Origin of the sequence: Neisseria oralis (genome assembly GCF_045062685.1) — a bacterium.
Lineage (GTDB): Bacteria > Pseudomonadota > Gammaproteobacteria > Burkholderiales > Neisseriaceae > Neisseria > Neisseria oralis.
On record NZ_JBJGEB010000009.1, the window covers coordinates 1 to 25,521 of the forward strand.

General features: G+C 49.8%; 21 protein-coding genes and 1 pseudogene. 12 read left to right on the forward strand and 10 right to left on the reverse strand.

Translation table 11 applies throughout. From position 1 onward, the window contains the following. Positions 1 to 164: 164 nt before the first annotated feature. Positions 165 to 2,222 carry a polyphosphate kinase 1 gene (gene ppk1, locus ACI43T_RS08955; protein ID WP_405386592.1) on the reverse strand — a complete coding sequence of 686 codons (2,058 nt, stop codon included), beginning with the start codon at positions 2,220 to 2,222 and terminating at the stop codon, positions 165 to 167. 520 nt (positions 2,223 to 2,742) lie between these two features. On the opposite strand from ppk1, the gene fabI reads away from it, so the two are divergent. Together fabI and mscL are read left to right on the forward strand one after the other, a co-directional pair. Beyond that, complete coding sequence (gene fabI / locus ACI43T_RS08960) at positions 2,743 to 3,528, forward strand: enoyl-ACP reductase FabI (protein ID WP_405386594.1); 786 nt, start codon at positions 2,743 to 2,745, stop codon at positions 3,526 to 3,528. Between the two features lie 209 nt (positions 3,529 to 3,737). Continuing rightward, on the forward strand, positions 3,738 to 4,178 hold the full coding sequence (mscL, locus tag ACI43T_RS08965) for a large conductance mechanosensitive channel protein MscL (RefSeq protein ID WP_009175201.1): 441 nt from the start codon (positions 3,738 to 3,740) through the stop codon (positions 4,176 to 4,178). A gap of 208 nt (positions 4,179 to 4,386) precedes the next feature. On the opposite strand, the gene ACI43T_RS08970 is transcribed toward mscL, so the two are convergent. After that, complete coding sequence (locus ACI43T_RS08970) at positions 4,387 to 5,817, reverse strand: alanine/glycine:cation symporter family protein (protein ID WP_009175200.1); 1,431 nt, start codon at positions 5,815 to 5,817, stop codon at positions 4,387 to 4,389. A gap of 325 nt (positions 5,818 to 6,142) precedes the next feature. Here ACI43T_RS08970 and ACI43T_RS08975 point away from each other — a divergent pair, with 325 nt between their 5' ends. Continuing rightward, positions 6,143 to 6,580: a pyridoxamine 5'-phosphate oxidase family protein gene (locus tag ACI43T_RS08975; protein ID WP_377081374.1), complete on the forward strand. Its 438-nt coding sequence runs from the start codon at positions 6,143 to 6,145 to the stop codon at positions 6,578 to 6,580. 234 nt (positions 6,581 to 6,814) lie between these two features. Here ACI43T_RS08975 and glmS read toward each other — a convergent pair whose 3' ends face one another. The 8 genes from glmS to ACI43T_RS09015 all read right to left on the reverse strand — a co-directional run bounded on the left by glmS (position 6,815) and on the right by ACI43T_RS09015 (position 13,976). Continuing rightward, complete coding sequence (gene glmS, locus ACI43T_RS08980; RefSeq protein WP_377081372.1) at positions 6,815 to 8,653, reverse strand: glutamine--fructose-6-phosphate transaminase (isomerizing); 1,839 nt, start codon at positions 8,651 to 8,653, stop codon at positions 6,815 to 6,817. Between the two features lie 105 nt (positions 8,654 to 8,758). Next, positions 8,759 to 9,604: a glycoside hydrolase family 19 protein gene (locus ACI43T_RS08985; protein ID WP_377081370.1), complete on the reverse strand. Its 846-nt coding sequence runs from the start codon at positions 9,602 to 9,604 to the stop codon at positions 8,759 to 8,761. Between the two features lie 15 nt (positions 9,605 to 9,619). Further along, on the reverse strand, positions 9,620 to 10,144 hold the full coding sequence (locus tag ACI43T_RS08990; RefSeq protein WP_009175196.1) for a hypothetical protein: 525 nt from the start codon (positions 10,142 to 10,144) through the stop codon (positions 9,620 to 9,622). Between the two features lie 331 nt (positions 10,145 to 10,475). After that, positions 10,476 to 10,877 carry a hypothetical protein gene (locus ACI43T_RS08995; protein WP_405386598.1) on the reverse strand — a complete coding sequence of 134 codons (402 nt, stop codon included), beginning with the start codon at positions 10,875 to 10,877 and terminating at the stop codon, positions 10,476 to 10,478. A 20-nt stretch (positions 10,878 to 10,897) separates the two neighbouring features. Then, entirely contained in the window at positions 10,898 to 11,425 is a 528-nt protein-coding gene (locus ACI43T_RS09000; protein WP_377079791.1) for a lytic enzyme, read from the reverse strand. Positions 11,426 to 11,508: 83 nt separating this feature from the next. Continuing rightward, the gene (gene glmU / locus ACI43T_RS09005; RefSeq protein ID WP_405386601.1) at positions 11,509 to 12,882 is read right to left on the reverse strand and encodes a bifunctional UDP-N-acetylglucosamine diphosphorylase/glucosamine-1-phosphate N-acetyltransferase GlmU; all 1,374 of its coding nucleotides are present in this window, start codon (positions 12,880 to 12,882) and stop codon (positions 11,509 to 11,511) included. A 91-nt stretch (positions 12,883 to 12,973) separates the two neighbouring features. After that, positions 12,974 to 13,246 carry a spore cortex protein gene (locus ACI43T_RS09010; RefSeq protein WP_138627957.1) on the reverse strand — a complete coding sequence of 91 codons (273 nt, stop codon included), beginning with the start codon at positions 13,244 to 13,246 and terminating at the stop codon, positions 12,974 to 12,976. Between the two features lie 82 nt (positions 13,247 to 13,328). Beyond that, positions 13,329 to 13,976, reverse strand: coding sequence for a pyrimidine 5'-nucleotidase (locus ACI43T_RS09015; protein WP_405386603.1), 648 nt, complete (start codon positions 13,974 to 13,976; stop codon positions 13,329 to 13,331). Positions 13,977 to 14,055: 79 nt separating this feature from the next. On the opposite strand from ACI43T_RS09015, the gene ACI43T_RS09020 reads away from it, so the two are divergent. The 9 genes and pseudogenes from ACI43T_RS09020 to ACI43T_RS09060 all read left to right on the forward strand — a co-directional run. Beyond that, positions 14,056 to 15,060 (forward strand): thiamine ABC transporter substrate-binding protein, encoded by a 1,005-nt coding sequence (locus tag ACI43T_RS09020; RefSeq protein WP_009175190.1) that lies wholly within the window; start codon positions 14,056 to 14,058, stop codon positions 15,058 to 15,060. A 454-nt stretch (positions 15,061 to 15,514) separates the two neighbouring features. After that, positions 15,515 to 18,094 (forward strand): DNA mismatch repair protein MutS, encoded by a 2,580-nt coding sequence (gene mutS / locus ACI43T_RS09025; protein ID WP_405386606.1) that lies wholly within the window; start codon positions 15,515 to 15,517, stop codon positions 18,092 to 18,094. A gap of 191 nt (positions 18,095 to 18,285) precedes the next feature. Next, on the forward strand, positions 18,286 to 20,070 hold the full coding sequence (locus tag ACI43T_RS09030; RefSeq protein ID WP_405386608.1) for a hypothetical protein: 1,785 nt from the start codon (positions 18,286 to 18,288) through the stop codon (positions 20,068 to 20,070). A gap of 176 nt (positions 20,071 to 20,246) precedes the next feature. Then, positions 20,247 to 20,492, forward strand: coding sequence for a hypothetical protein (locus ACI43T_RS09035; RefSeq protein ID WP_039851191.1), 246 nt, complete (start codon positions 20,247 to 20,249; stop codon positions 20,490 to 20,492). A gap of 279 nt (positions 20,493 to 20,771) precedes the next feature. Further along, complete coding sequence (locus ACI43T_RS09040; protein WP_314105394.1) at positions 20,772 to 21,179, forward strand: hypothetical protein; 408 nt, start codon at positions 20,772 to 20,774, stop codon at positions 21,177 to 21,179. A 219-nt stretch (positions 21,180 to 21,398) separates the two neighbouring features. Then, positions 21,399 to 23,057, forward strand: a complete 1,659-nt coding sequence (locus ACI43T_RS09045; RefSeq protein ID WP_377079805.1) for a type IV secretory system conjugative DNA transfer family protein — start codon at positions 21,399 to 21,401, stop codon at positions 23,055 to 23,057. 155 nt (positions 23,058 to 23,212) lie between these two features. Next, entirely contained in the window at positions 23,213 to 23,695 is a 483-nt protein-coding gene (locus ACI43T_RS09050) for a DUF6636 domain-containing protein (protein WP_039851184.1), read from the forward strand. A 66-nt stretch (positions 23,696 to 23,761) separates the two neighbouring features. Further along, a complete protein-coding gene (locus tag ACI43T_RS09055; RefSeq protein WP_377079807.1) occupies positions 23,762 to 24,586 on the forward strand; it encodes a CHAP domain-containing protein in 825 nt (274 codons plus the stop codon). A 243-nt stretch (positions 24,587 to 24,829) separates the two neighbouring features. Next, positions 24,830 to 25,514 (forward strand): annotated as a pseudogene (locus ACI43T_RS09060) (IS110 family transposase); the annotation flags it as partial. Between the last annotated feature and the right edge of the window lie 7 nt (positions 25,515 to 25,521).

A 25,521-nucleotide genomic window follows, 5' to 3' on the forward strand; every position in this document is an offset into this window, starting at 1 on the left:
CACACCCCACCAGTCAAGTCAAACAACCGCAAAAATTTACCCCACCCCGCAAATAACTGTTATTCAAAGAAATATTTTATTCCCTCCCGCCAAAATACCAACACAACACAAATTTTATTGAATCCAACAATCCTTTAATTGTTGGCCTGAATTATTTTATTTGTTTAACGTCCGTACATTTTCCATAGCCCGTCCTGCAAACCGACGGGTTTTTCGTTTTCAGACGGCCTGCAACGTTCGTATGTGCCATCCGGCTGCATCAACCATGCATGGGTATTATCTTGTAATGCCATGTCAAGCCCTTCACTGATGACGCGCTCTTTGAGTGCTTGGGTTTCTATCGGAGTGGCGACTTCGATGCGGCGGAAGAAATTGCGCCCCATCCAGTCTGCACTGGAGATGAAGGTATCGTCCGCGCCGTTATTGTGGAAGCAGTAAACGCGCGAATGTTCGAGCTGTCTGCCGATAATGGAGCGGACGCGAATGTTTTCGGACAGGCCTTTGACACCGGGGCGCAAGGTACACATGCCGCGTACGATGAGATCGATTTGCACGCCTGCGGCACTCGCTTGATAGAGGGCTTCGATGACGCTCGGCTCAATAAGAGAGTTCATTTTAGCGATAATGCGCGCGGGTTTGCCTGCTTTGGCGTGTTCGGTTTCTCGACTGATGCGTTCGATAACCATTTGGTGCAGGGTAAACGGGCTTTGGTAGAGTTTGTTCAGTCGCCCGGGTTTACCCAGTCCTGTAATTTCCATAAAGATAGTATTCACGTCGGCGGTGATTTGGTTGTCGGCGGTGATGATGCCGAAGTCGGTATAGATGCGGGATGTACCTTGGTGGTAGTTGCCGGTGCCAAGATGGGCGTAACGTTTGAGCGCACCGTCTTCGCGGCGGATGACGAGTGCCATTTTGGCATGTACTTTGTAGCCGAAGACGCCGTAAACGACGTGCGCACCTGCGTCTTCAAGCTGTTGCGCCCAGTTGACGTTGTTGGCTTCGTCAAAACGCGCCATGAGTTCGACGACGACGGTTACTTGTTTGCCGGCAAGGGCGGCTTTCATCAAGGCGCGGACGAGTTCGGAGTTGCTGCCGGTACGGTAAATGGTCATTTTGACGGCGAGTACGTCGGGATCGGCGGCGGCTTCGCGTATCATTTGGACGACGGGGTCGAAGGACTGGTACGGATGGTGCAGCAGGATGGGGGACTGTTTGGCCAGTTTGAAAATGGAACCGTTCTTGCGCAGTGCTTTCAGACGGCCTGCACTACGCGGCGGATACTTCAGGTCGGGGCGGTCTACCAAGTCGGGAACGGAATGGAGGCGCACGAGGTTGACCGGGCCTTTGACTTGATACAACTCTGACTCGTTGAGTTTGAATTGGGCAAGCAGGAAGTCGTGGATATGGGCGGGACAGGTGTCGGCAACTTCAAGCCGCACGCCGTCGCCGTATTCGCGGTCGTGCAATTCGTTTTGGATGGCGGCACGCAGGTTTTTTAGGTCTTCTTCATCGACGGTCAAGTCGCTGTCGCGGGTGAGGCGGAACTGGTGGCAGCCTTTGACCGCCATGCCGGGGAAGAGTTTGCCGACATGGGCGTGTAGGATGGAGGAGAGGAAGACGAAGCCGCTGCCGCCTTCGCACAATTCTGCGGGCAGAGGGACGACGCGCGGCAGGATGCGTGGGGCTTGCACAATCGCCATGCCGGAGGGGCGGCCGAATGCGTCCGTACCTTCCAATTCGACGGCGAAATTGAGGGATTTGTTCAAGGGCCGCGGGAAGGGATGCGACGGATCCAGCCCGATGGGGGTAAGGATGGGCAGCAGTTCGGCATCGAAATACTGCTCGATCCATTTCTGCTGCCCGGGCGTCCAATTGCGGCGGCGGTAGAAATGGATGCCTTGTTTGCCCAGTTCGGGCTGCAAAACTTCGTTGAACAACTGGTACTGCTCCCGTATCAGCGCGTGCGCTTCGGCAGCGACGGCAGCGATGGTTTCAGACGGCGTGGTGCCGTTATCCAGACGCTCGTGCGGACGCAGTTTCTGTTCTCGTTTGAGCCAAGCCATACGCACTTCGAAAAATTCGTCGAGATTCGATGAAACGATGCACAGAAAGCGCAACCGTTCCAACAGGGGGACGGACGGATCTTGCGCCTGCGCCAAAACGCGGCGGTTGAAGGCGAGCAGGCTCAATTCGCGGCAAAGGATACGGTTTTGTTCGGGCATAGCATTCTCTTCGATACGGTAATACGGCGGACTGACTATTATATATGAATACCGGCAAAGGCCGTCTGAAAGCATGTCGGCACTCCGCCGCAGGAGTTGTAAACAGGCTTAAAGTCGGAATAATCAAATGTTCAGTATAACGCGTTTGACTGTAAAAAGTGCGAAAACATACGAACGTGATTTCCTTCAGACGGCCTCGTCACCGAAGCCGAAGAAACGATTATGCCACGTCCGCTCCGCCGCCGTATTAGTCGGCTTTCTTCAGCAACCGGCGTTATCTGCGAGGATTTGGGCGTTTCGGCCTCACTGTCGGGCATGGCGCAGACGGCGGCGGAATGCGTACCGGTATGGTTTTCCGCCGACTCAAAAACGCTTCGCCAAACGGCGCGGAGGCCGTCTGAAAACCAGGTGCGGCAGACGGCTGTTTTTCGTTTAAATATTGTTTTCTATACTGAAACAGCCGCGTTTGCTATAATCGGCGCTTCCTGCAAACCGCAATACCATATTAAGGATGAAGACAATGGGCTTTCTGCAAGGCAAAAAAATTCTGATTACGGGCATGATTTCCGAACGTTCCATCGCTTACGGCATCGCCAAAGCCTGCCGCGATCAGGGCGCGGATTTGGCCTTTACCTACGTTGTGGACAAACTGGAAGAACGCGTACGCAAAATGGCGGCCGAACTCGGTTCGGAACTGGTGTTCCGCTGCGACGTCGCCAGCGACGACGAAATCAACCAAACTTTCGCCGATTTGGGCAAACACTGGGACGGTTTGGACGGTCTGGTCCACTCCATCGGTTTTGCACCTAAAGAAGCGCTGAGCGGCGACTTTCTCGACAGCATCAGCCGCGAAGCCTTCAACACCGCCCACGAAATTTCCGCATACAGCCTGCCCGCACTGGCCAAAGCCGCGCGCCCGATGATGCAGGGCCGCAACGGTTCCATCGTCGCCCTCACCTATTTGGGCGCAGTGCGCGCGATTCCGAACTACAACGTAATGGGCATGGCCAAAGCCAGTCTGGAAGCCGGCATCCGCTTCACCGCCGCCTGCCTGGGCCGCGAAGGCATCCGCTGCAACGGCATTTCCGCCGGTCCGATTAAAACGCTGGCCGCATCCGGCATCGCCGACTTCGGCAAACTGCTGGGACACGTCGCCCGGCAAAACCCGCTCGGCCGCAACGTAACCATCGAAGAAGTCGGGAACGCCGCCGCATTTTTGCTGTCTGACTTAGCGTCAGGCATCACCGGTGAAATCACTTATGTCGACGGCGGATACAGCATTAACGCCCTAAGCGTTGAAGAATAAGCCGTTTTTACTGTCGCAAAGGCCGTCTGAAAAATGCTGCGAAAACGCAACGCTTGATTTCAAACGGCTTTTTTTCAGGTTAAAAGGCCATGGTTTGATTGGCAATACACAATTTAACTTTTACAAAACTTTTTTAACCTCAAACACAGTAAGATGCCAGCCTTTCTTTTTCCTTAACCTATCTAACGAAACACACAGGAGTGTAAATAATGTCTATTGCATCTGAATTTAAAGAGTTTATTATGCGCGGCAACGTGGTTGACTTGGCAGTCGGTATGGTTGTCGGCACTGCGTTCAGCGGCATCGTAAAATCGCTGGTCGACGACGTCATCATGCCCCCTATCGGTATCCTGATTGGCGGCGTAGACTTCTCCAACCTGTTTATCACTCTGAAAGACGGCACGCCCGCGCCCGAAGCAGGCTACGCCTCCCTGGCTGCTGCCAAAGCCGCCGGTGCGGTTACTCTGAACGTCGGCCTGTTCATCAACACCATCATCAGTTTCCTGATTATCGCCGCCGCCATTTTCGTGGTAGTCAAGCTGTTGAACTCGCTGAAGAAAAAAGAAGTTCCGGTGGAAGAAGCACCGGCCGAACCGAGCGAAGAAGTTTTGCTGCTGCGCGAAATCCGCGACTCCCTGAGCAAAAAATAACGGTTTGACAGTCATCCGTTAAACGGTCAAACCCAAGAGAGGCCGTCTGAAAACACCTGCAAAACCTGTATCGGTGTTTTTCAGACGGCCTCCGTTTGTAGCGGTAGACATTGAACAGATGGGCCGCCATATCCGCCTCCGTAACGCAACAAAAAAGCCGCTTCCCGAAAGAAGCGGCTTCCTTATCATCCGATGAGGCCGTCTGAAATCACCAGATGTCCGATTTGATTTTGCGTTTCAGCCCCGGGTGCTCGGACAATTTGAACTGCGGGTCTTTGCCCATCTTCAGCTTGGCCGTGTAGTCTTTCAACAGCAGGAACACCAGCGGCGAGAGCAGCAGGATGGCAATCAGGTTGATCCACGCCATCGTACCCATCGCCATATCGGCCATGTCCCACACCAGCGGCACGCTGTTAACCGCACCGAAATACACCATGCCCAGCACGCCCATGCGGAACAGCGACAAAATCAACCAGTGGCTTTTAATGAATTTCACATTCGATTCGGCGTAGGCATAGTTGCCGATAATGGTGGAAAACGCAAACATAAACAGCACCACGGCCAGAAAATCCGCGCCCCAGCCGCCCACATGGCTGACAATCGCCGCCTGCGTAAGCTGCACGCCGCTCAAGCCCGAATCGGCGGGCAAGTCCGACATCAACACGATAAACGCCGTGCACGAGCAAACAATCATGGTATCGACAAACACACCCAGCATCTGAATCATACCCTGCGAAACAGGGTGTTTCACTTCCGCCGCCGCCGCCGCATTCGGTGCAGAACCCTGCCCCGCTTCGTTGGAATACAGGCCGCGCTTGATACCCATCACCATCGTCTGCGAAATCAGGCCACCGAGCAGCCCGCCGCCCGCCGCATCGAATTTGAACGCATTGCTGAAAATCATATCAAACACTTTCGGCACCATACCGATATTGGTTGCCACGATATACAGCGCCATCAGCAGGTACAGCGTCGCCATCACCGGCACAATCATTTCCGACCAGCGCGCCACCCGGCGGATACCGCCGAAAATAATCGGCGCGGTCAGAATCATCAGCGCCACGCCGACGGCGTGTTTGTCCCAACCCCAAGCCACTTCCATCGCCGCCACAATCGAATTGGCCTGCACCGACTCATATACGAAACCGAAACAGAAAATCAGGCTCAAGGCGAACAGAATGCCCAACCAACGCTGTCCCAACCCCTGCGTAATATAATAGGCTGGACCGCCGCGGAAATGATGGTCGTCGTAATCGCGGATTTTGAAAAGCTGCGCCAGCGACGACTCGGCGAAAGCCGAACTCATGCCGATTAAGGCCACCAGCCACATCCAAAACACCGCGCCCGGCCCGCCGACACTGATGGCGATGGCCACGCCGGCGATATTGCCCACACCCACACGGCTGGCCAAGCCGGTAACGAAAGCCTGAAACGGCGTAATCCCGTGCGGGTCGTCGCCCTGCTTCCGCCCGCCGAGCATTTCACGGATACTTCGCCCGAACAGGCGGAACTGCACGAATCCCGTGGCCAAAGTAAAAAACAGCCCCACGCCCAACAGCACGAAAATCAGGCCGTCCCACATCGGGCCGTTGATTTTATTGACCCAATAGTGCAGCGATTCGGTAAAACTTCCGTTCATAAATAACCTTTCAGAATGGGTTGCGTCCAGACGGCCTCAACCGCTTTGCCTGTTACCGGCAAAATCCTGCCGTCCGAATTTCCAGCGATTGTAACAGATTGCCGACAAACTTTGTAACAACGGGTTACAAAACATCAAAACAAATTGTTCATTTTCAAATAGTTAATACAAAACCATCATCAAAACGGCATGTAGGGGCCGTCTGAAAAACCATCATTTCAGACGGCCCGAATACCGAATTCGGGTTTGCACCGGTTGCGGCAATTCATTATAGTGAAGGCCGTTGTTTACAACCGCGCAGCAACCCGCCCGCACTGGAAAAATCATGCAGCCGATTCCCGCCAACATCACCCAATTCTTCCAAACCAACCACGTCGTCAGCATTGCCGCCTGTGCGGACGGAATCATCTGGAGCGCGTGCTGCTTCTACGTTTTCGACGAACCCGCCGCACGGCTGATAGTATTGACCTCGCAAAAGACCAAACACGGCCGACTGATGGCGGCAAACCCGCACATCGCCGGTACCGTGGCCGGACAGCCGGGCAGCATCACCAAAATCAGCGGCATCCAATTCACCGCCCGCGCCCGCCTGCTTGAAGACGAAACCGCCAAGAAACCCGCCCTCTCCCTCTACTACAAAGCCCACCCCGCCGCCCGCGCGATGAAAAGCGACGTGTGGGTGCTGGATTTGGATACGGTCAAATTCACCGACAACAAACTGGTGTTTGCCCAAAAAACCCATTGGCAGCGGGAAGAAGGCTGATCAGAGACGAGTCTCTCATATTAAATTCGTTTCCTAACCACAAATAGTCAACCCTAAAAGAACATGCAAACTGGATTGCAACAAATTTGATGAAGAACCACAACGAACGGTATCGAATTGCTAAAAGACAATACGTTAACAAACACCATGCCAAATAAACTTAAATGCAAAAATAAAGCCGTCTGAAAATCTCGTATCAGGTTTTCAGACGGCCTTTTTACTCAGTTAATCCTACTATTCAACTGTAACGGATTTCGCTAGGTTACGCGGTTTGTCCACATCCGTGCCGCGTGCGAGGGCGGTGTGGTAGGAGAGGAGCTGCACGGGGATGGTATGCACGATCGGCGAGAGTACGCCGACGTGGCGCGGGGCGCGGATGACGTGCACGGCATCGGTGGCGTTGAAATTGCTGTCCAGGTCGGCGAAAACGAAGAGTTCGCCGCCGCGCGCGCCGACTTCCTGCATATTGGCTTTGACTTTGTCTAAGAGACTGTCGTTGGGGGCGATGACGACAACGGGCATGTTTTCGTCCACCAATGCCAGCGGGCCGTGTTTCAACTCACCTGCGGGATAGGCTTCGGCATGGATATAGGTGATTTCTTTCAGTTTCAACGCGCCTTCGAGGGCAATCGGGAAATGGATGCCGCGTCCAAGGAAGAGTGCGCTGTTTTTCTTGGCGAATTTCTGCGCCCAGGCGGCAATCTGAGGCTCGAGGTTAAGGGCGTGTTGTACACTGCCGGGCAGTTGGCGCAATTCTTCGATATAGGCGTGCGCTTGTTCTTCGGATATTAAGCCGCGCTGTTTGCCCAAGGTAACCGCCAAGCCGAAGAGGACGACCAGTTGCGTGGTGAACGCTTTGGTAGAGGCGACGCCGATTTCTGCACCGGCGCGGGTGTACAGCACCAATTCGCTTTCGCGCGGCAAGGCGGATTCCATGACGTTGCAGACGGAAAGACTGTGTTTGTGCCCTAAGGATTTCGCGTATTTCAGGGCTTCCATCGTGTCCAAGGTTTCGCCGGATTGGGAGATGGTGATGACGAGCTGTTCGGGATCGGCAATCACGTCGCGGTAACGGTATTCGCTGGCGATTTCCACGTCGGTCGGCATTTTGGCGATGGATTCGAGCCAGTATTTGGCGGTCAGCGCGGCGTAGTAGGACGTGCCACAGGCGAGGATTTTGATGCTGCGGATGTCGTCGAACACTTCGCGTGCGTTCGCGCCGAAGTTTTCGGGTTCGAAGCCGCCGTCAAGGAAAACTTCGGCGGTATCGGCGATGGCGCGCGGTTGTTCATGGATTTCTTTCTGCATGAAGTGGCTGTATGGGCCCAATTCCAGCGAAGCGAGCGACAGTTCGGATACTTTGACGGTGCGCTGGGTTTCAGCACCGGTTTTGTCAATGAGTTTGTCGATGCCGTTCGCGCTTAGAAGGGCAATGTCGCCGTCTTCCAAATAGGCGATACGGCGGGTAAAGGCGATGACGGCGGATACGTCGGAGGCGATGAAAGTTTCTTGATCGCCCAATGCCACCAGCAGCGGGCAGCCCATGCGTGCGACCACCATTTCTTCGGGTTTGTCCTGCGCCATCACGGCGATGGCGTATGCGCCGTGGAAACGGGCGGTGGCTGCGCGGACGGCTTCAAACAGTTTGCCGCCGTTTTGGGTGTATTCGTGATTGACGCTGTGGGCGATGACTTCGGTGTCGGTTTGCGATTCGAAGGTGTAGCCCAAGGATTGGAGGCGTTCGCGTTCGGCTTCGAAGTTTTCGATGATGCCGTTGTGGACGACGGCAATCATGCCGCCGGAGATGTGGGGGTGGGCGTTGGGTTCGGTTACGCCGCCGTGGGTCGCCCAGCGGGTATGGCCGATGCCGATGTGTCCGAACACGCCTTTTTCGCGTGCGGCGTCTTCCATCAGCTGCACGCGGCCGACGCGGCGCACGCGTTTGATTTTGCCGTCGGTATTCACGGCGATACCCGACGAGTCATAGCCCCGATATTCAAGGCGTTTGAGACCGTCGGTCAGAAAATCGACTACATTGTGATTGGCGCGGATGGCGCCGACGATACCGCACATATAAGTTCCTTAGTATCAATATGGGGCGGTAGCCCCGTTGGTAAAATCCGCAACGCTGACTTTCAGACGGTACGGGGTATTGTTTCAAGTTTTTCGGTGCCATTACTAACTAAAAGAACGGCCACCAAAACTTTTCTCAACTACTTCCCGTTGTGCTTCTTGGGTAATAGTTTGTTGTTCTTCTTGCTTTATTTTCTCCTGAACTTTGGCATCAAAAGCATCAACGATATCTTTATTGTCTGCTAACAACTGTTTGGTAAACGAACCGTCTGTATCATTGATCAGGTTGTTAACTAAAGTACTAAAATCATCGTATTGTGCGTTTGATGAATGTTGCTGCCCTTTTTGAATTTTATCTAAATATTCAGGAGTTAGTTTTTGATAATACTCATCATACTTATTTTGTCTATCTGCCAAACCATTTAAACCGCCATTAATATATTTTGTAGCTTGTCGTACATTCTCTTTGTGAGAATCCGGAACTCTTTTTTCCCAATATAAAATAGCTATTTTAGCCGCAACTTCTGAAGTTGCGGCTAATTCTGGTTTATTAATTAGATCGATCTGCAATTCTTTCGTAGCCATTTCATAATTACTGCGCCCAGTTAATTGAATATATCCTCTACCTCGATAACGGTAACCATCTCCCGAATTAGAATTACCATTTCCCATTCTATTGGAGTACACATCATTAGCAATTTTTTCAGGGTTTTTAGCAATTTTCAGAGCTTTTTCATTTGGATTATGGTTTCCATCTGCATATCTTTTGGGCCATAATTGAGCTAATCTTTTAGCAGAATAATTTAAATTTTCTTCCATAGTACTAAAATTGTCAGATTCATGAGCAACCTGAGCAAGAAGATTGGCCAGTTCTTTTCTCGAAGAAATTCCATTCGACATAGCCTCTTGAAGGATTTTTTCCTCATGCATCAATTTCGTATTATTATTCATATAGACTCGCTCTACTTAATTATAAAAAAATTCATCATAATTGAAATCTTGAAGTTTTACTGGTTTTGAACTATTTATACTTTTCCTTCTTATCTCATTCTTGCCAGTTACCGTATCATACACGTTCAATCTCGCTTTTCTCAAAATCCATGTACTTAATTTAGGTGAATATTGAAATCTATATACAGAAGTCCATCTTTCACGACTTCCTCCTTCTTGTGTGATTTCAAACACATTTCTTTTTGCTTCAACCGAAACCAAAGGATCTCCTGTACTCACTCCTCCACAGTCTTTGCATAAAACCATATTACGGTTTTCAATAACTGTATTCCACTGTTTTTTAGAATCTTCAACAAGGATTTTTAAATTTCTTTTACCTTCCGTGTTTTCCTCAATAACTAATTTATCCTTTATTCTATCTTGATTTAAATCTATTTCTTTTTCATAAATTATTTTGGCAAGACTTTCAGGCTGACTTCCGGCATAAGCATTTGTTAAAAATAAAAAACTTGAAAATCCATATAAGAAATACTTTACCACGTTTAAAATCCTCACTATTTATTTAGCTCAAATAAGTTATCATCGTTTTTTAATAACTCTATACCCATTCTCTCCAGCCTTATTTGCCCTCGCGTATAAGTCGTTTCCACAACGGACAATATCTGCTTGGCTAATCCGTGTAACCATATCTGCATCGAGCTTCTCACTCTGAATAACACTCGATAAAACCAACCCAATGCAGTTCCCCCGATAACTAAGGTCGCCAATGTTAGTAATGTAACCCATACAGACCGGGAAGAAATTTTATTATCTCCTTCCTGTACTTTTCAAAGGTAATTATATGTTGGTTGAATCTACCATTTCATACTCCTTATTTAGTTAAAATAAACTCATTGCCTTTTTTATATAATTTATTATCTGTCATATCATATTCAATAATTTTATTATTTTTTTTAATAAAATAACTTCCGTCATTTTCATATTCAGGACAAGATTTATACCAATTATTTCCTTCATCAGAACAATAATTTAAAAATAGTTTATTTCCCTTCACATATCCTTTTAGTTTTCCACTTCCCCCGCTACCTGTCGAAATTCCCTCATTCCATATCCCTGTAACTAAATTACCCGTTTGTTTAAGGACCAATTCTTTCCCTCCAACGGTATCTCCAACCTGATCCGTATATAACCAAGTCCCTGAAAAAGATAATGGGCGAGCATTAGAAAATGCTGCCAAAGGAATTAATAAAAATATTGCGATAAGTTTTTTCATTATTTACCCTCCAAATATTACTAGTATCGTTTCTGAATTACTCTGTAACCATTTTCTCCAGCCTTACTTGTCCTTGCGCATAATTCGTTTTCGCAACGGACAATATCCGCCCGATTAATCCGTGTAATCATATCTGCATCGAGCTTCTTACTCTGAATAACACTCGAATAAAACCAGAACAATGCAATTCCGCCAACAACCAACGTTGCTAATGTTAGCGATGTAATCAATACAGAACGGGAAGAAATTTTATTATTCTCCTGTTGTACCTTATGCAGATAACTGTTAAATTCTCTGACTTGTTCTCTCATTCGATTACGGGCTTCCTCCATATCTTCCACATAACTATGGACAGTTTGAGAAATTTCATTTGTTATTTCTTCTCTGAGCATTTGGATAATCATATGACGTTGTTCAGCCAAAGATCTATCTAATTCATGTTGCACACCATTAACAATTTTTTCGCTATTTTCTTTATATGCAACCATTAGCCTAGACGTTTCAATCACCAAATTACGGGCTCTTTCTATATTATTATGTTCTTCCATTATTTTTCCTAAGAGAATCTGTGGCTTTCAGACGGCCTTTTGGTTTTGAAGGCCGTCTGAAAAAAGATAGAAACCAGTTGACTTTATTTCTTATCCCCTTTTTCCGGACGCACCCAGCCTTCGATCACCGTTTGGCGGGCGCGGGCGAGGGCGAGTTTGTTGTCTTCGACGTTGCGGGTAATCGTGCTGCCTGCGCCTGTCGTGACTTTGTTGCCGAGGGTAACGGGCGCGACTAGGACGCAGTTGGAACCGATGCGGACTTCGTCGCCGATGACGGTTTTGTATTTGTTCACGCCGTCGTAGTTGGCAATAATCGTGCCTGCGCCGAAGTTGGTTTTGCTGCCGACTTCGGCGTCGCCGATGTAGGTGAGGTGGTTGGCTTTGGTGCCTTTGCCGATGGCGGCGTTTTTGATTTCGACGAAGTTGCCGACGTGTACGTCGTCTGAAAGGCGGGCTTGCGGACGCAGGCGGGCGTAAGGGCCGATTTGGTTGTTTTGTCCGATTTCGCAGTCTTCGAAGTGGGAGAAGGGGGCGATTTTGCTGTTTGCGCCGATTTTGGCGTTTTTGATGACGCAGTTTGCGCCGATTTCGACGTTGTCGCCGATTTCGATGTCGCCTTCGAGGACGACGTTGACGTCAATCACGACGTCTTGTCCGTGTTTCAGACGACCCCTTAAATCGAAGCGGGCGGGGTCGCGCAGGGTAACGCCTGCTTTGAGCAAGGCTTGCGCCTGTTCGGTTTGGAAGATGCGTTCGAGTTCGGCGAGCTGGAGTTTGTTATTTACGCCGGCGGCGAGGTGGGAGGCGCGCACTTGGACGGGATGGACTTTGATGCCGTCGGCAACGGCTTTGGCGATGAGGTCGGTCAGGTAGTATTCGCCTTGGGCGTTGTTGCTGGAGAGGCTGTTCAGCCAGTTTTCGAGTTTGGCGTTGGGCAGGACGAGGATGCCTGTGTTGATTTCGCGGACGGCTTTTTGGGCGGCGTCGGCGTCTTTTTCTTCGACGATGGCGGTTACGCTGCCTTGGCTGTCGCGGATGATGCGGCCCAAGCCTGTCGGGTCGGCGGGAACGTCGGTCAACAGTCCGACTTCGCTGCCGGCGGCTTCGAGCAGGGTTTCGAGGGTGGCGGTGTCAATCAGGGGAACGTCGCCGTACAGCACCAGCGTGCGGCCTTCGGCGGCGAGGTGGGGCAGGGCGGTTTTGACGGCGTGGCCGGTGCCGAGCTGTTCGGTTTGTTCGACCCAGACGACGTTGCGTTTGACGGTGTCTAAAACTTGGTCTTTGCCGTGTCCGATGACGACGCAGATGTTTTGGGGATTCAGGGCGGCGGCGGTGTCGATAACGCGCTCGACCATGGGCCTGCCGCCGACACGGTGCAGCACTTTGGGCATTTTGGAATACATGCGCGTGCCTTTGCCGGCGGCGAGGATGACGATGTTGAGGGGTGTTGTGGACATGGGGATTCTTTCGGCTGATGGAATTCGCTAGATGGACAGAGGCCGTCTGAAAACGGGTTTCAGACGGCGTTACGGTTGCGTCTACGCAGTGTTATTCGGCGGTTGTTTCGTTTTGTTTTTGGGGTTTTTGCCAGTTTGTACCGCGTACATCCCGTTCGGCGTTCATCGCAGGCCGAATGGCATGTTGTTCGGGGCGGAACTGGTTATAGCGCATGTTGCGGGAGTAGGTGCCGTCCTGATAATAGACGCGCGTGCCTTTTTCGTATTTCTGCCGCAGTGAGGTGTGGCCGTCGGCATTTTGGTAGGTCTCCCATGTGCAGCCTGCCAGCGCGGCAGCGGCCAGAATCATTGCTAAATAGCGCATTTTCGGTTTCCTTAAACAGATAATATTCAAATTGTAATGAATTTGCGTATCGATTCATAGTGGCGGCCCCGTTTCCGATGCCTTACGGCCCGACATTGCCGCCCCACTCTGCCAGCGCGGCCATGTTGGAAACGGCGGCGTCGGTAAAAGGCAGCGGATGCGCGTGCCGGCCGAACCATACGGTCCGCATACCCAGCATTTTGGCGGCGTGCAGGTTGTCGGCGCTGTCGTCCACCATGATGCAGGCGGCGGGATGTGTTGCCAGCAGGCGACAGACATTCAGATAGGCGCGCCGGTCGGGTTTGTAAAGCAGGCCGAAGTCTTCGGTGCCCGCCAGCAGGTCGAAATATTTTTCCAACCCGAGGGCGTTGACGACGGCGCGGACGTAAAACGACGGACCATTCGAGAATACTGTTTTTCGACCTTTCAGACGGCCTAAAGTTTCTTCGGTGCCTTCAATCGGCGTGAGTTTGGCTAAAATTTCATCAAGGGGGTGGGATTGGCGCAGAAAGTCGCCGACATCGATTTCAGGATGGTGGATTTGCAGTCCGGCCAGCGTGGCGCCGTAGCGGTGCCAGTAATCCTGCCTGAGGCGCGAGGCTTCTTCTTCGGGCAGGTTCAGACGGCCTGCCAGATATTCGGTCATGCGGCGGTTGATGAGGTAGAAAATGCCCGCATCGGCGTTGTGCAGCGTGTTGTCGAGGTCGAACAGCCAAACGGTTTCGTTCATCGTTAATTCCGGATTAAAAACGGCAGAGGCGGTATGGTATGATGGCTGCCTTATCTACACAATAAGAAAGGAAGAAATAATGAAACTGCACGTCTTCTCCGGCATCGCCGCACTGGCGCTCTGCCTGAATGCGTGGGGGCAGGCGGAGGTCCGCCTCGCGGTGCACAAAACGTTCAAACTGCCCAAGGAAACCATCGCCCGATTCGAAAAAGCCAACGACGCCAAGGTTTCGGTCATCACGGCGGGCAGCGGCAACGAAATGCTCAACAAGCTGATTTTAAGCAAGGCCAATCCGATTGCCGATGCGGTATACGGTTTGGACAATGCCAACATCGGCAAGGCGCGGCAGGCCGGTATTTTGGCGGAGCGGCAACCCGAATCCGCGCCCGTTTCGGCCTCCATGCCGGTGGCGTTGGCGGTGGATTACGCCTATGTCGCGCTCAATTACGACAAAGAATGGTTTGAGAAACACAAACTGCCGCTGCCCAAAACCATGCAGGATTTGGCCAAACCCGAATATAAAGACCTGCTGGTCGTGCCCAATCCGGCCACATCCAGCACCGGCCTGACCTTCCTGCTGGCCAATATCGGCGGCATGGGCGAAGAGGCGGCGTTCAAATGGTGGGCGCAAATGCGGCAGAACGGCGTGAAAGTCGCCAACGGCTGGAGTGAGGCGTATTACACCGATTTCACCCGCAACGGCGGCGCATATCCCCTCGTCGTCAGCTACGCCACCAGCCCTGCGGCCGAAGTGCATTTTTCCAAAGGTAAATTCAGCGTGCCGCCGACCGGTAACCTCTTCCTCAAAGGCGGCGTGTTCCGCCAAGTCGAAGGCGCGGCGGTATTGAAAGGTGCGAAACAGCCGGTGCTGGCGGCAAAACTGGTGCAATGGCTGCAAAGCGGCGAAGTGCAAAAAGCCCTGCCGACCGAAATGTGGGTCTATCCCGCAGTGAAAAACACGCCGCTGCCCAAAGTGTTCGAGTTTGCCCAAGCCCCGCAGCATAACGATTCACCGGGCCGTGCCGACATCGACGCCAAGCAGAAACAGTGGCTTAGCCGCTGGACGCGGACGGTGTTAAAATAGCCGCCCCGCACGCAGCGGAAAACCGTTAAACCGTTGTCCCCGCCCGTCAAAAAAGGCCGTCTGAAACCGAAATGCCGTTTCAGACGGCCTTATCACGGCAAAAGCTTCCAAACGTCCGTTCAGAACCAACCATAAATTTCAACAGTTTCGATTTCCACCGCCTCGCCGGCCGCAACTTTTCTGCACACCTATGCCGACGAAAAAATCATGCTGCTCAACAGCATCGTTAACCAATCCTCGCTGCCGCTCTGGCGCGCGCAGGTCAATGCGATTTGAACGGGCAGGTTGTCAAAAAATTGCGCGCGGCCGACATCAACATCCCATTCCCGCAGTGCGACGTAACATATCGTTTCACAAAATGCCTGAATCCGCCGTCTTACAATGGAAGGCCGTCTGAATTTTGTTTCAGACGGCCTTTTGCTACAATGAAATCTTTTCAGACGCAGGCATTCCCATGAGCAAATCCGCCGTTTCCCCGATGATGCAGCAGTATCTCGCCATCAAATCGCAGCACGCCGACAAGCTGGTGTTTTACCGCATGGGCGATTTTTACGAGCTGTTTTTGGATGACGCGGTGGAAGCGGCGAAGCTGTTGGACATCACCCTGACCACGCGCGGGCAGATGGACGGCGTGCCGATTAAGATGGCGGGCGTGCCGTTTCACGCGGCGGAGCAGTATCTGGCGCGGCTGGTGAAGATGGGCAAAAGCGTGGCGGTGTGCGAGCAGGTGGGCGAAGTCGGCGCGGGCAAAGGGCCGGTGGAGCGCAAAGTCGTGCGCATCGTTACGCCCGGCACGCTGACCGACGCGGCGTTTTTGGAAGACAAGGAAACCAACCGCATCGCGGCGGTGAACGCGGATAAAAAACACATCGCCATCGCGTGGGCATCTTTGCAAAGCGGCGAATTCAAAACCAAGCTGACGACGGCGGACAAACTCGCCGACGAGCTGGCGCGTTTGCAGGCGGCGGAAATCCTGTTGCCCGAAGGCAAAAGCCTGCCTAATGGTTTTCAGACGACCTCTGCCAACATTACGCGCCTGAACTCATGGCAGTTTGCCGCCGACGCGGGCGCGAAGTTGTTGACCGAATATTTCGGCTGCCAAGACCTGCACGGCTTCGGTTTGGATGGCAAGGAACACGAAGCCGCCGTCGGCGCGGCGGGCGCGCTGTTGAACTACATCCGCCTGACGCAAAACCTGATGCCGCAACACCTCGACGGCATTTCGCTCGAAACCGACAGCCAATATATCGGCATGGACGCCGCCACGCGCCGCAATCTCGAAATCACGCAAACCCTCTCCGGCAAAAAATCGCCGACTCTGTTTTCCATACTCGACGGCTGCGCCACCCACATGGGCAGCCGCCTCTTGGCACTCTGGCTGCACCACCCCTTACGCAGCCGCGCCCACATCCGCGCCCGCCAAGAAGCTGTCGCCGCGCTGGGTTCGCAATACGAAACCCTGCAAGGTCGTCTGAAAAACATCGCAGACATCGAACGCATCGCCGCCCGCATCGCTGTCGGCAACGCCCGCCCGCGCGACCTCGCCGCCCTGCGCGACAGCCTGTTTGCCCTGTCCGAAATCGAATTGTCCGCTTCAGGCAGCAGCCTGTTGGAAACCCTCAAAGCCGTTTTCCCCGAAACCCTGCCCGTCGCCGAAACCCTCAAAGCTGCCGTGATGCCCGAACCCGCCGTCTGGCTCAAAGACGGCGGCGTCATCAACCAAGGCTATTGCGCAGAACTCGACGAACTGCGCCACATCCAAAACCACGGCGACGAATTCCTGCTCGACCTCGAAGCGCGCGAACGCGAACGCACCGGCCTCTCCACCCTCAAAGTCGAGTTCAACCGCGTCCACGGCTTCTACATCGAGCTATCCAAAGTCCAAGCCGAACAAGCCCCCGCTGACTACCAGCGCCGCCAGACCCTGAAAAACGCCGAACGCTTCATCACCCCCGAACTCAAAACCTTCGAAGACAAAGTCCTGACCGCGCAAGAGCAAGCATTGGCACTGGAAAAACGCCTGTTTGAAGCCCTCCTCAAAGACATTCAGACGACCCTGCCCCAGCTTCAAAAAGCAGCCAAAGCCGCCGCCGCCCTCGACGTACTCTCCACCTTCGCCGCCACCGCCGCCGAACGCGGCTTTGTCTGCCCCGAGTTCGCCGACTACCCCGTCATCCATATCGAAAACGGCCGCCATCCCGTCGTCGAGCAACAAGTGCGCCACTTCACCGCCAATCACACCCGCCTCGACCACAAACACCGCCTCATGCTCCTGACCGGCCCCAACATGGGCGGCAAATCCACCTACATGCGCCAAGTCGCCCACATCGTCCTCATGGCGCACACCGGCAGCTTCGTCCCCGCCGATGCCGCCCAAATCGGACCCATCGACCAAATCTTCACCCGCATCGGCGCATCCGACGACCTCGCCTCCAACCGCTCCACCTTCATGGTCGAAATGAGCGAAACCGCCTACATCCTCCACCATGCCACCGACCAATCCCTCGTCCTCATGGACGAAGTCGGACGCGGCACCTCCACCTTCGACGGCCTCGCCCTCGCGCACGCCATCGCCGAACACCTGCTGCAAAAAAACAAATCCTTCAGCCTTTTCGCCACCCACTATTTCGAACTGACCAAACTGCCCGAAGCCCACGCAACGGCAGTCAACATGCACCTTTCCGCGCTCGAACAAGGACAAGACATCGTCTTCCTCCACCACATCGAACCCGGCCCCGCCAGCAAAAGCTACGGCATCGCCGTCGCCAAACTCGCCGGCCTGCCCAACCGCGCCCTCAAAGCCGCCCAAAAACATCTGGACGAACTCGAAGCCCAAGCCGCCGCCGTCCGCCCGCAGTTGGACATCTTCAGCATGATGCCGTCTGAAAATAGGGTAGAGGAGGAAAAGATTGAGTGTACCGACAATCCGCCAGCAGATGCCTTAGTCGAAGCCTTGGCGCAGATCCAGCCCGACAACCTCACACCGCGCGAAGCCTTGGATGCGCTGTACCGCCTCAAACAGATTTTAATCTGATCTTTTATTCAATAAATCACAACCGTTTGAGAAAGTTTACTTGGCTTACGAACCCGTAGGTTTTATACTCCAATGTCCTGACGATTTAGAAAAAACAGTAACTTAGATAATTTTTCACATAAGGATTACCAATGGACTTAGGCCATTCCCGTAACCGGGACCTTGAGCAAAACCAGCCGCAGCAGCAGGAAATGTCTCACGAGCAACGGGTCGGTCAGCTTTACAACGACATAGACGCCCAAAGCAGGAAAAACAGCGAAGTCGCCCAAATATTCAACCGCTATTCAGGCCCCGAACAGCTCGAACTCAAAAACCAAATCGCCCATGCCGCCGCTTCGGCAACGCGAAGTCCCGATCCCCACATCACCGGCATGTTCGTCAGCAACGACAACCGGCACATCGCCGGATGGGTAAACGAACATTTCATGTTCAAAGTCCCCTTTCCCGAACATTCCCGAAAAGAAGAACAACCGCAGCCTATCCAGCAGAGGGTTGAGGAAGTGGTAATAGATGGTCAGAGATATAAAATGACCATCGAAAGTGCAGAGGCGATCGATCCACCCACAGGAAAAACGGAAGGCCATCCGGCAACACCGTCCGGCATCACGCAGGAAAAAAATCTTATCGGCAAAAGCGGCGACTGGTTGGAAGAAAACCTTACCTCACCCGTCCGCAACGGTTATGAAGAATATGTCAAAAGACCGTTAGCGGATGCCTTAAAAATCGAAGCGGACGATTCCGAAATTACCCGCACCTTCAAGCAGGGAGCGACCGCCGTCGGCGGGGCGGCCTTGGGTGTAGCGGAATCCGTCGGGGAAGGCATTACCGGAGCAGGCAATCTAGCCAAGGAAGGCGCGTCGCTCGCCTACGACAAAGCCTCCCTCTTCGCTTACGAACACCTAGACATAGACATAGGCACAGGCAGCGAAGACGACGCCCGGATGGCCAAAGAGCGTTCCGACGCGCAATTGGAAACCCTATCGCGGGTATGGGAACATACCAAAGATTCCGCACAGGAATACATCAACAATCCCGCCAAACTGAAAACCGACCTTTCAGACGGCTTGGACAGCATGAAAGCCGGTGCGGAGCGCTGGGCTGAAGCAGTGGGCAATGCCGATCTGAACCGAACGGTGGAAGAAAGCAAACCGCTGACCGATGCGGCCACGTTGCTTGTGGGTGGGGCGGGACTGGTCAAAGGCGGGATGGCTTTACGCCGCAAGGCCCTGCACGCCGCCGAAGAAACCGCCGCCCGCGCCAAGGCGGAATTCTATCGAGAGAACTTGCAGAACATAGGCGATTGGGGAAAAGATAAAAACCTGTCTCCCGACAGCTTTGTCTATAAAAATCTGGCCGAGTCGCTGGCGCGGGAGAATATGTCGTTCGAAGACTTTAAGGCCCTGACCCGCACCCATATGGACGACATGACGCAGGAACAGATCGGGCAGATGAAGCGCATACGGGATGATGTGCCGATGATCGACGATAAGACGACGGTTACCAAAGTCATGCCCTACGAATATCTGGAAGGATTTGCCAGCGGCAGAAATAACCAAATCGGCGGTTTTATCGCCCGACAGTCGGATACGGCACACCTGAGCGGACATAATCTGAAGCAGACGATAGATAATTTTGCTTTGGATTACGAAGGTTCGAGATTTACGCAGGCATTGGCCGACGGGCAGGACCGTTATTTGATATTCGAAGGCAGGCTAACCGGCACAAAAAATCATATAGATATTCCGAGAGGGGAGCGTTTCGGAGGACAACATACGGATAACCTTCCTTGTACGTTAAACGGTTTCACAGCCTGCCGCTCGGATGAGATTCTGCCCGAATACAAAATCCCATATAAACAGGAACGCTATCCCGAACATGGGTCGACAATTTCTGTAATAGAAAATGGCATTAAAAGAGAAATGTTGATGTTCGATAGCAAAGAAGGGAAATTTGTTCCTTTCCAAAGTATTAAATGAAGGATAATTAAATGAGTATTAAATCAGGAATATATACTATATATTATGGAAAAGAATATCGTATAGCTAGGATAGAAAATCATTATGAGATCATATCAAATGATGAAAAAGATTTAAATAAAGGTTTTATTGAATACAAACCTGAGAAAAATTTAAATCCTAGAATTTTCTTTAAAATGGTCTCCCCTTCCGAAATAGGAGACGTTTACGAAATCAGCACCTTCTGTCTTTATCACGGTTTCGAATTTCATATTACCTACGACGACGGTGAAAATTACGTTTTGGTATCCGATTACAGTCCTTTAGTCGAAAAATTCAATTTTACCCGTATCGACAAATTCGGATACGAAAAAACCGTTCCCAAGGATGAAGTCGATTTGGTGTATGAGAAAAAAGAACTGATTACCGACTTCTTCGATTAAACTTGAGGCCGTCTGAAAAATATCTTTCAGACGGCCTTTATAGTTTATGCGACTTACTTACGGTCTGAAGCAGACGATAAACAATTACGTTAAACAGATTCATAGCCTGCCGTTCCGATGAAATCCTGCCCAAATTTGAAGTTAATGCTAAAAATCAATATCCTGAACACGGTTCTGTTATTTAGGTAATAGTGAAAGGGAAAAGACAAAAGGGTGCCGTATTCGATAAAATAGAAAAAAGATTTATACCTGCTGAAAATTTTTATAAGGAAATAAATAATGAGAAATGATACCTATGCCATTTATAACAGAAAAGAATATAGAATATTTTTATCAGAAGAAATGGCCGAACTCATTTCTAATGATGTGAAAGATTTATCTAATGGTTTTAAAGAATATAGGCCCGAAAGAAATCATACTATCCCTATATTAACTAAAACTGTTTCCCCTTCCGAAATCGAGGAAGTCTATGAAATAAGCACTTATGCCCTATATCAAGGATATGAATTTTGGATTAAGTGGGCAAGTGAGAACGAATATCTCCTAGATGGAAACAATAACCTTACCCTTATGGATAAATTAAACTTTAAAAGAGTAGATAAATACGGTTATGAAAAATTAGTTAAAAAAGACGAAGTTAATTTAGTGTATGAGAAAAAAGAACTGATTACCGGCTTCTTCGATTGAACTTGAGGCCGTCTGAAAGAGATTTTTCAGACGGCCTTTTTATAACGGGAAACAACCATTACGAAAAATACAACCCCTTTGTCAGCTTTTCTCACACTGTACAATCCTTAAATTATATATATGGCTGAGATATTTTTGATAAAATGACGAACGTTTCGATTCAAATGAAAACAACGTCTTTTAACATCTTGTCTTGACCTCTCAAATTTATCTAACATTATGATTTCTTTAAAACATAAAATATTTTTAGTATTACTGGGACTGCTGGTCGCACTCTTCGCAGGTATTTATTTATCCGGCTGGATATTGCTGACATGGGTGCATTCCCACCAAAGTACCGAATTTACGACCATATTTCAGTATCTGTATCACTATGGCGACCATCCTGTCCATGGAACAAAAATCAAAATATCCGCATTTATAGGTTTCTTAGCCCCGCTCCTGCTGTTGATTTTCTTCGCGGCAGTGCTTTTAGTGCGCAAAGAAGAAAACTTATACGGTAAAGCTAGATTCGCCAAATCATCTGAATTGCAGAAGGCCGGTTTCTTCAAATCTACTGAAAATTCAATTGTTGTCGGTAAGCAAGGTAATCAGTATCTTTTCTATAGTGGGCAGCAATTTGCTTTATTGGCTGCTCCTACCCGCTCAGGCAAGGGAGTGGGCATCGTTATTCCTAACTTGCTTAGTTATCAGGGTTCTATGGTTGTACTGGACATTAAACAGGAAAACTTTGACTTAACCAGCGGCTTTCGTGAAAAGCATGGGCAAAAAGTATACTTGTTTAATCCTTTTGCCGAAGACCAATGTACACACCGTTGGAACCCTTTGAGCTATGTTTCTGAAGATCCGAATTTTCGGATTTCGGACCTATCCAGTATCGCCAACATGCTTTATCCGACGGGAGAAAATCCGAAAGACAGATTCTGGCTCAATCAGGCTCAAAATGTTTTTATGGCACTTGCTTTATTTCTCTTGGATAAACGCAACCAGGACGGTTCTACTCTTTGTTCGATAGGCGCTTTATATCGTTTGTCAAACGGAGACGGCAGGGATTTGCGGGATTATTTTCGGGAAATATCAGAGGCTCCTTTTGTCAGCAAACAGTGTAAATCTGCTTTTGCCGGAATACTCGGACAACCTGAAGAAACTTTCGGCAATATTATGGCTACTTTCAAGGAACCGCTACTTCCTTGGTTGAACCCTATTGTAGATGCGGCAACCAGTGCGGATGATTTTCTGCTTACCGATGTACGCAAACAAAAGATGACTATCTATATCGGTATCCAACCAAACAAACTGGCTGAAGCCCGATTAATCATTAATCTATTCTTTAGCCAACTGATTAACCTTAATACCAAAGAACTTCCTCAAAGCAATAAGGAACTGCGGTATCAGTGCCTTTTATTGATGGATGAATTTACTTCCATAGGTGCTGTAGATATTATTGCCAAATCAGTCAGTTATATCGCAGGTTACAACATTAGGCTGTTTCCGATCATTCAATCTTTAGCCCAATTAGATTCTGTATATGGAAAAGAAGTAAGCCGGACTATGGTAACCAACCATGCCTTACAAATCCTCTACACCCCGCGCGAGCAACAAGATGCAGCGGATTACTCGGAAATGCTCGGTTATACATCAGTAAAAAAATCCAATGTAACTAAAGGCAGGGAGAAAAGTGTCAGTATTGGTGACGAACGTCGGGCATTGATGCTTCCACAAGAATTAAAGGCAATGCCGGAAGATAAAGAGATTTTCGTGTATGAGGGTCTATCCCATCCTGTAATGTGTGAAAAAATCCGCTATTATAAGGATAGTTCGTTTACAAAACGATTACAAGGCAAGATTAAAGTGCCGAGATTAAACGTATCTGCTTAACCATATAATTTCTATAAAATATTTAAGGCCGTCTGAAACTGTATCGGGATACGGTTTCAGACGGCCTACAAAGTGCGGTCAATTTTAACCGTGTTTTTCATTTTAAGGATTTATTGCTACAATGCTACAAAATCACAGCTACTCAAGGAGTTATTATGCAATATAAAAAATTACTCATTATCCCAACTATTGCACTTTCTATTTTTTCGGCAGGTTGTACAGTGAATGCAAAAGAGCCTGTTTCTACAATAAACGATTCATATATGAATGAAACAACGAACTACAAATTTAACTTTCGGGCTGCCAATGGCACAATTTATTGTGGAGCAGAAAGTCAGCTTGAAGATGCAGAAGTAATAGGCGTAGAGTGTTTTACCCGAATTGAGAATGAGCCGATTTTGCCACGCGGTGAGTGTGAATTGGAATGGGGTGAATCGTTTTTTGTGGGACAAAATGGAAAAGCCAGTCTGGTTTGTAGTAGCGATTTTCCATTTAACCCTAGGGCAACAATATTAAAATCAGGGGAAAGTATTAAAGGTGATGGTTGGCAATGCACAGCAAGCGAATCAACGCTAACTTGTACTAACCGTGATAAACATGGCTTTAAAATCAACAAACAGTCACAGGAATTATTTTAATCCCTAAAAATCATCAGGTAGCCGTTGTATTATTTAGATTTCAACCATTATTTCAAAGGAATGAAAATGGCAGCAAATGAATTTAAAGTAAGCAATCAAGAAAATTCGAAAGAATATATTAAAGATCAAGTAATTAATGATTATATTGAAAACTTAAGGAAATATAACGGCTATACAGAAAAAGGCAAAGACATAACCATTTTTGGTGCGCACTATGGACTACAAGGAAAATTTTGGTGCGATATGTATGTTGATTATGTTATGGAAGAATCTTTTGGTAAACAAAATGCAAGACAAATGATTGGGGGATTTTCCGCAAGAACAGAAAATAGTAAAAATAATTATCAAAAAATTGGGGGGTGGAATGATTCGGCAAATTATACACCCCAAAAGGGAGACCAGATTTTTTTCCTCTTACCTACAAAAGACAAAACTAGAACTGTTAATCATACTGGCGTTGTTACCGATGTGGATTTGGAAAAAGGGATTGTTTACACGATAGAAGGAAATACAAGTGCCAAACCAGGCGATCGTTCTGGAACAACTGTCAGAGAAAAACAATATAATTTAAATCATCCTTCAATTAAGGGGTATGGCACGCCTAATTGGGATATTGAAATTAAGGACAGATTAGATAATTTAGAACAAAACGAAAATACAAAAGAAAACAACTCTCCAGCCGACAAACTCCAAGCCCTTATTCAAGGTTTGAAAAACGACACCGACGGCACATTTGCCACCAAAGCCTTGGCAGAAAATCCCGATGTAGTGGCAAATTTCCGTGCCGAACAGGCAGAAGCCTTAAAAGAAAACCGCCAGCAGCAAGAAACCGCCCAAAATACGCCGCAAATGCAAGAAGAACGCAGCTATGGCGGTAGGTCGTTCGGTTGATTTAACAGATTATAGGGAATGCTGATAAAGCATTCCTTTTGTTTTATTTTTTCTTTAAGAAAGCGATTCATGGATAACAATGAAATTGAGCGTGCGCACAAACTTTTGCTCGAGACGGCGGATGGTTATGGCGCAATTCAAGCAAAACAGCAATAAAATTGTTCAAAATCTTCAAGAAAAATTGGACAAATCCCTTTACGAACAACGTGAAATGATTACGGATATGGTTCGTTCCAGCGTTATGCACGAACCGATGCCAAAGATGCCAAAATGCTCGCCTTCTTCGCACAGATGATGACGCAGAAAGAAGATTGGCAAACCATGCATGCTCTACCACCCGCCCACCGAAGCGGAAGAAGTGTTGGAAGCATTGGTCAACCGCCGCAACCAGCTGGTGGATATGCGGGCTGCCGAGAAAAACCGACTGCATCAGGTTCACGAAACGCAAGTCGAAAGCGTCAAACAACTGATTGCCCATTTTGACCGGCTGATTGACGAATTGGACAAACAAATCGACGACCACACCCACACGCATTTTGACGGCAAAGCCCAAGTGGCAGAGCAAATCAAAGGCATCGGTTCGATAACGACGGCGATGCTGCCCGAATTGGGACGGCTGTCGCACAAACGGATAGCGAGTTTGGTCGGCATTGCCCCGCACCCGAGGGAGAGTGGGGAAACCAAATTTAAAAGCCGCTGCTTCGGCGGAAGGTCTGCGGTGCGTAAGGCGCTGTATATGGCTACCGTGGTAGCGACACGTTTTGAACCGCTTATTCGGGATTTCTACCAACGCCTGTTGTCTAAGGGGAAGCCGTATAAGGTTGCCGTTACGGCATGTATGCGCAAACTGCTGACGATATTGAATGCCCGGATGCGTGATTACTTTGCCGAAAACGGTACCACCGAAAACGGTATCCGAACGGCTTGATTTGAGT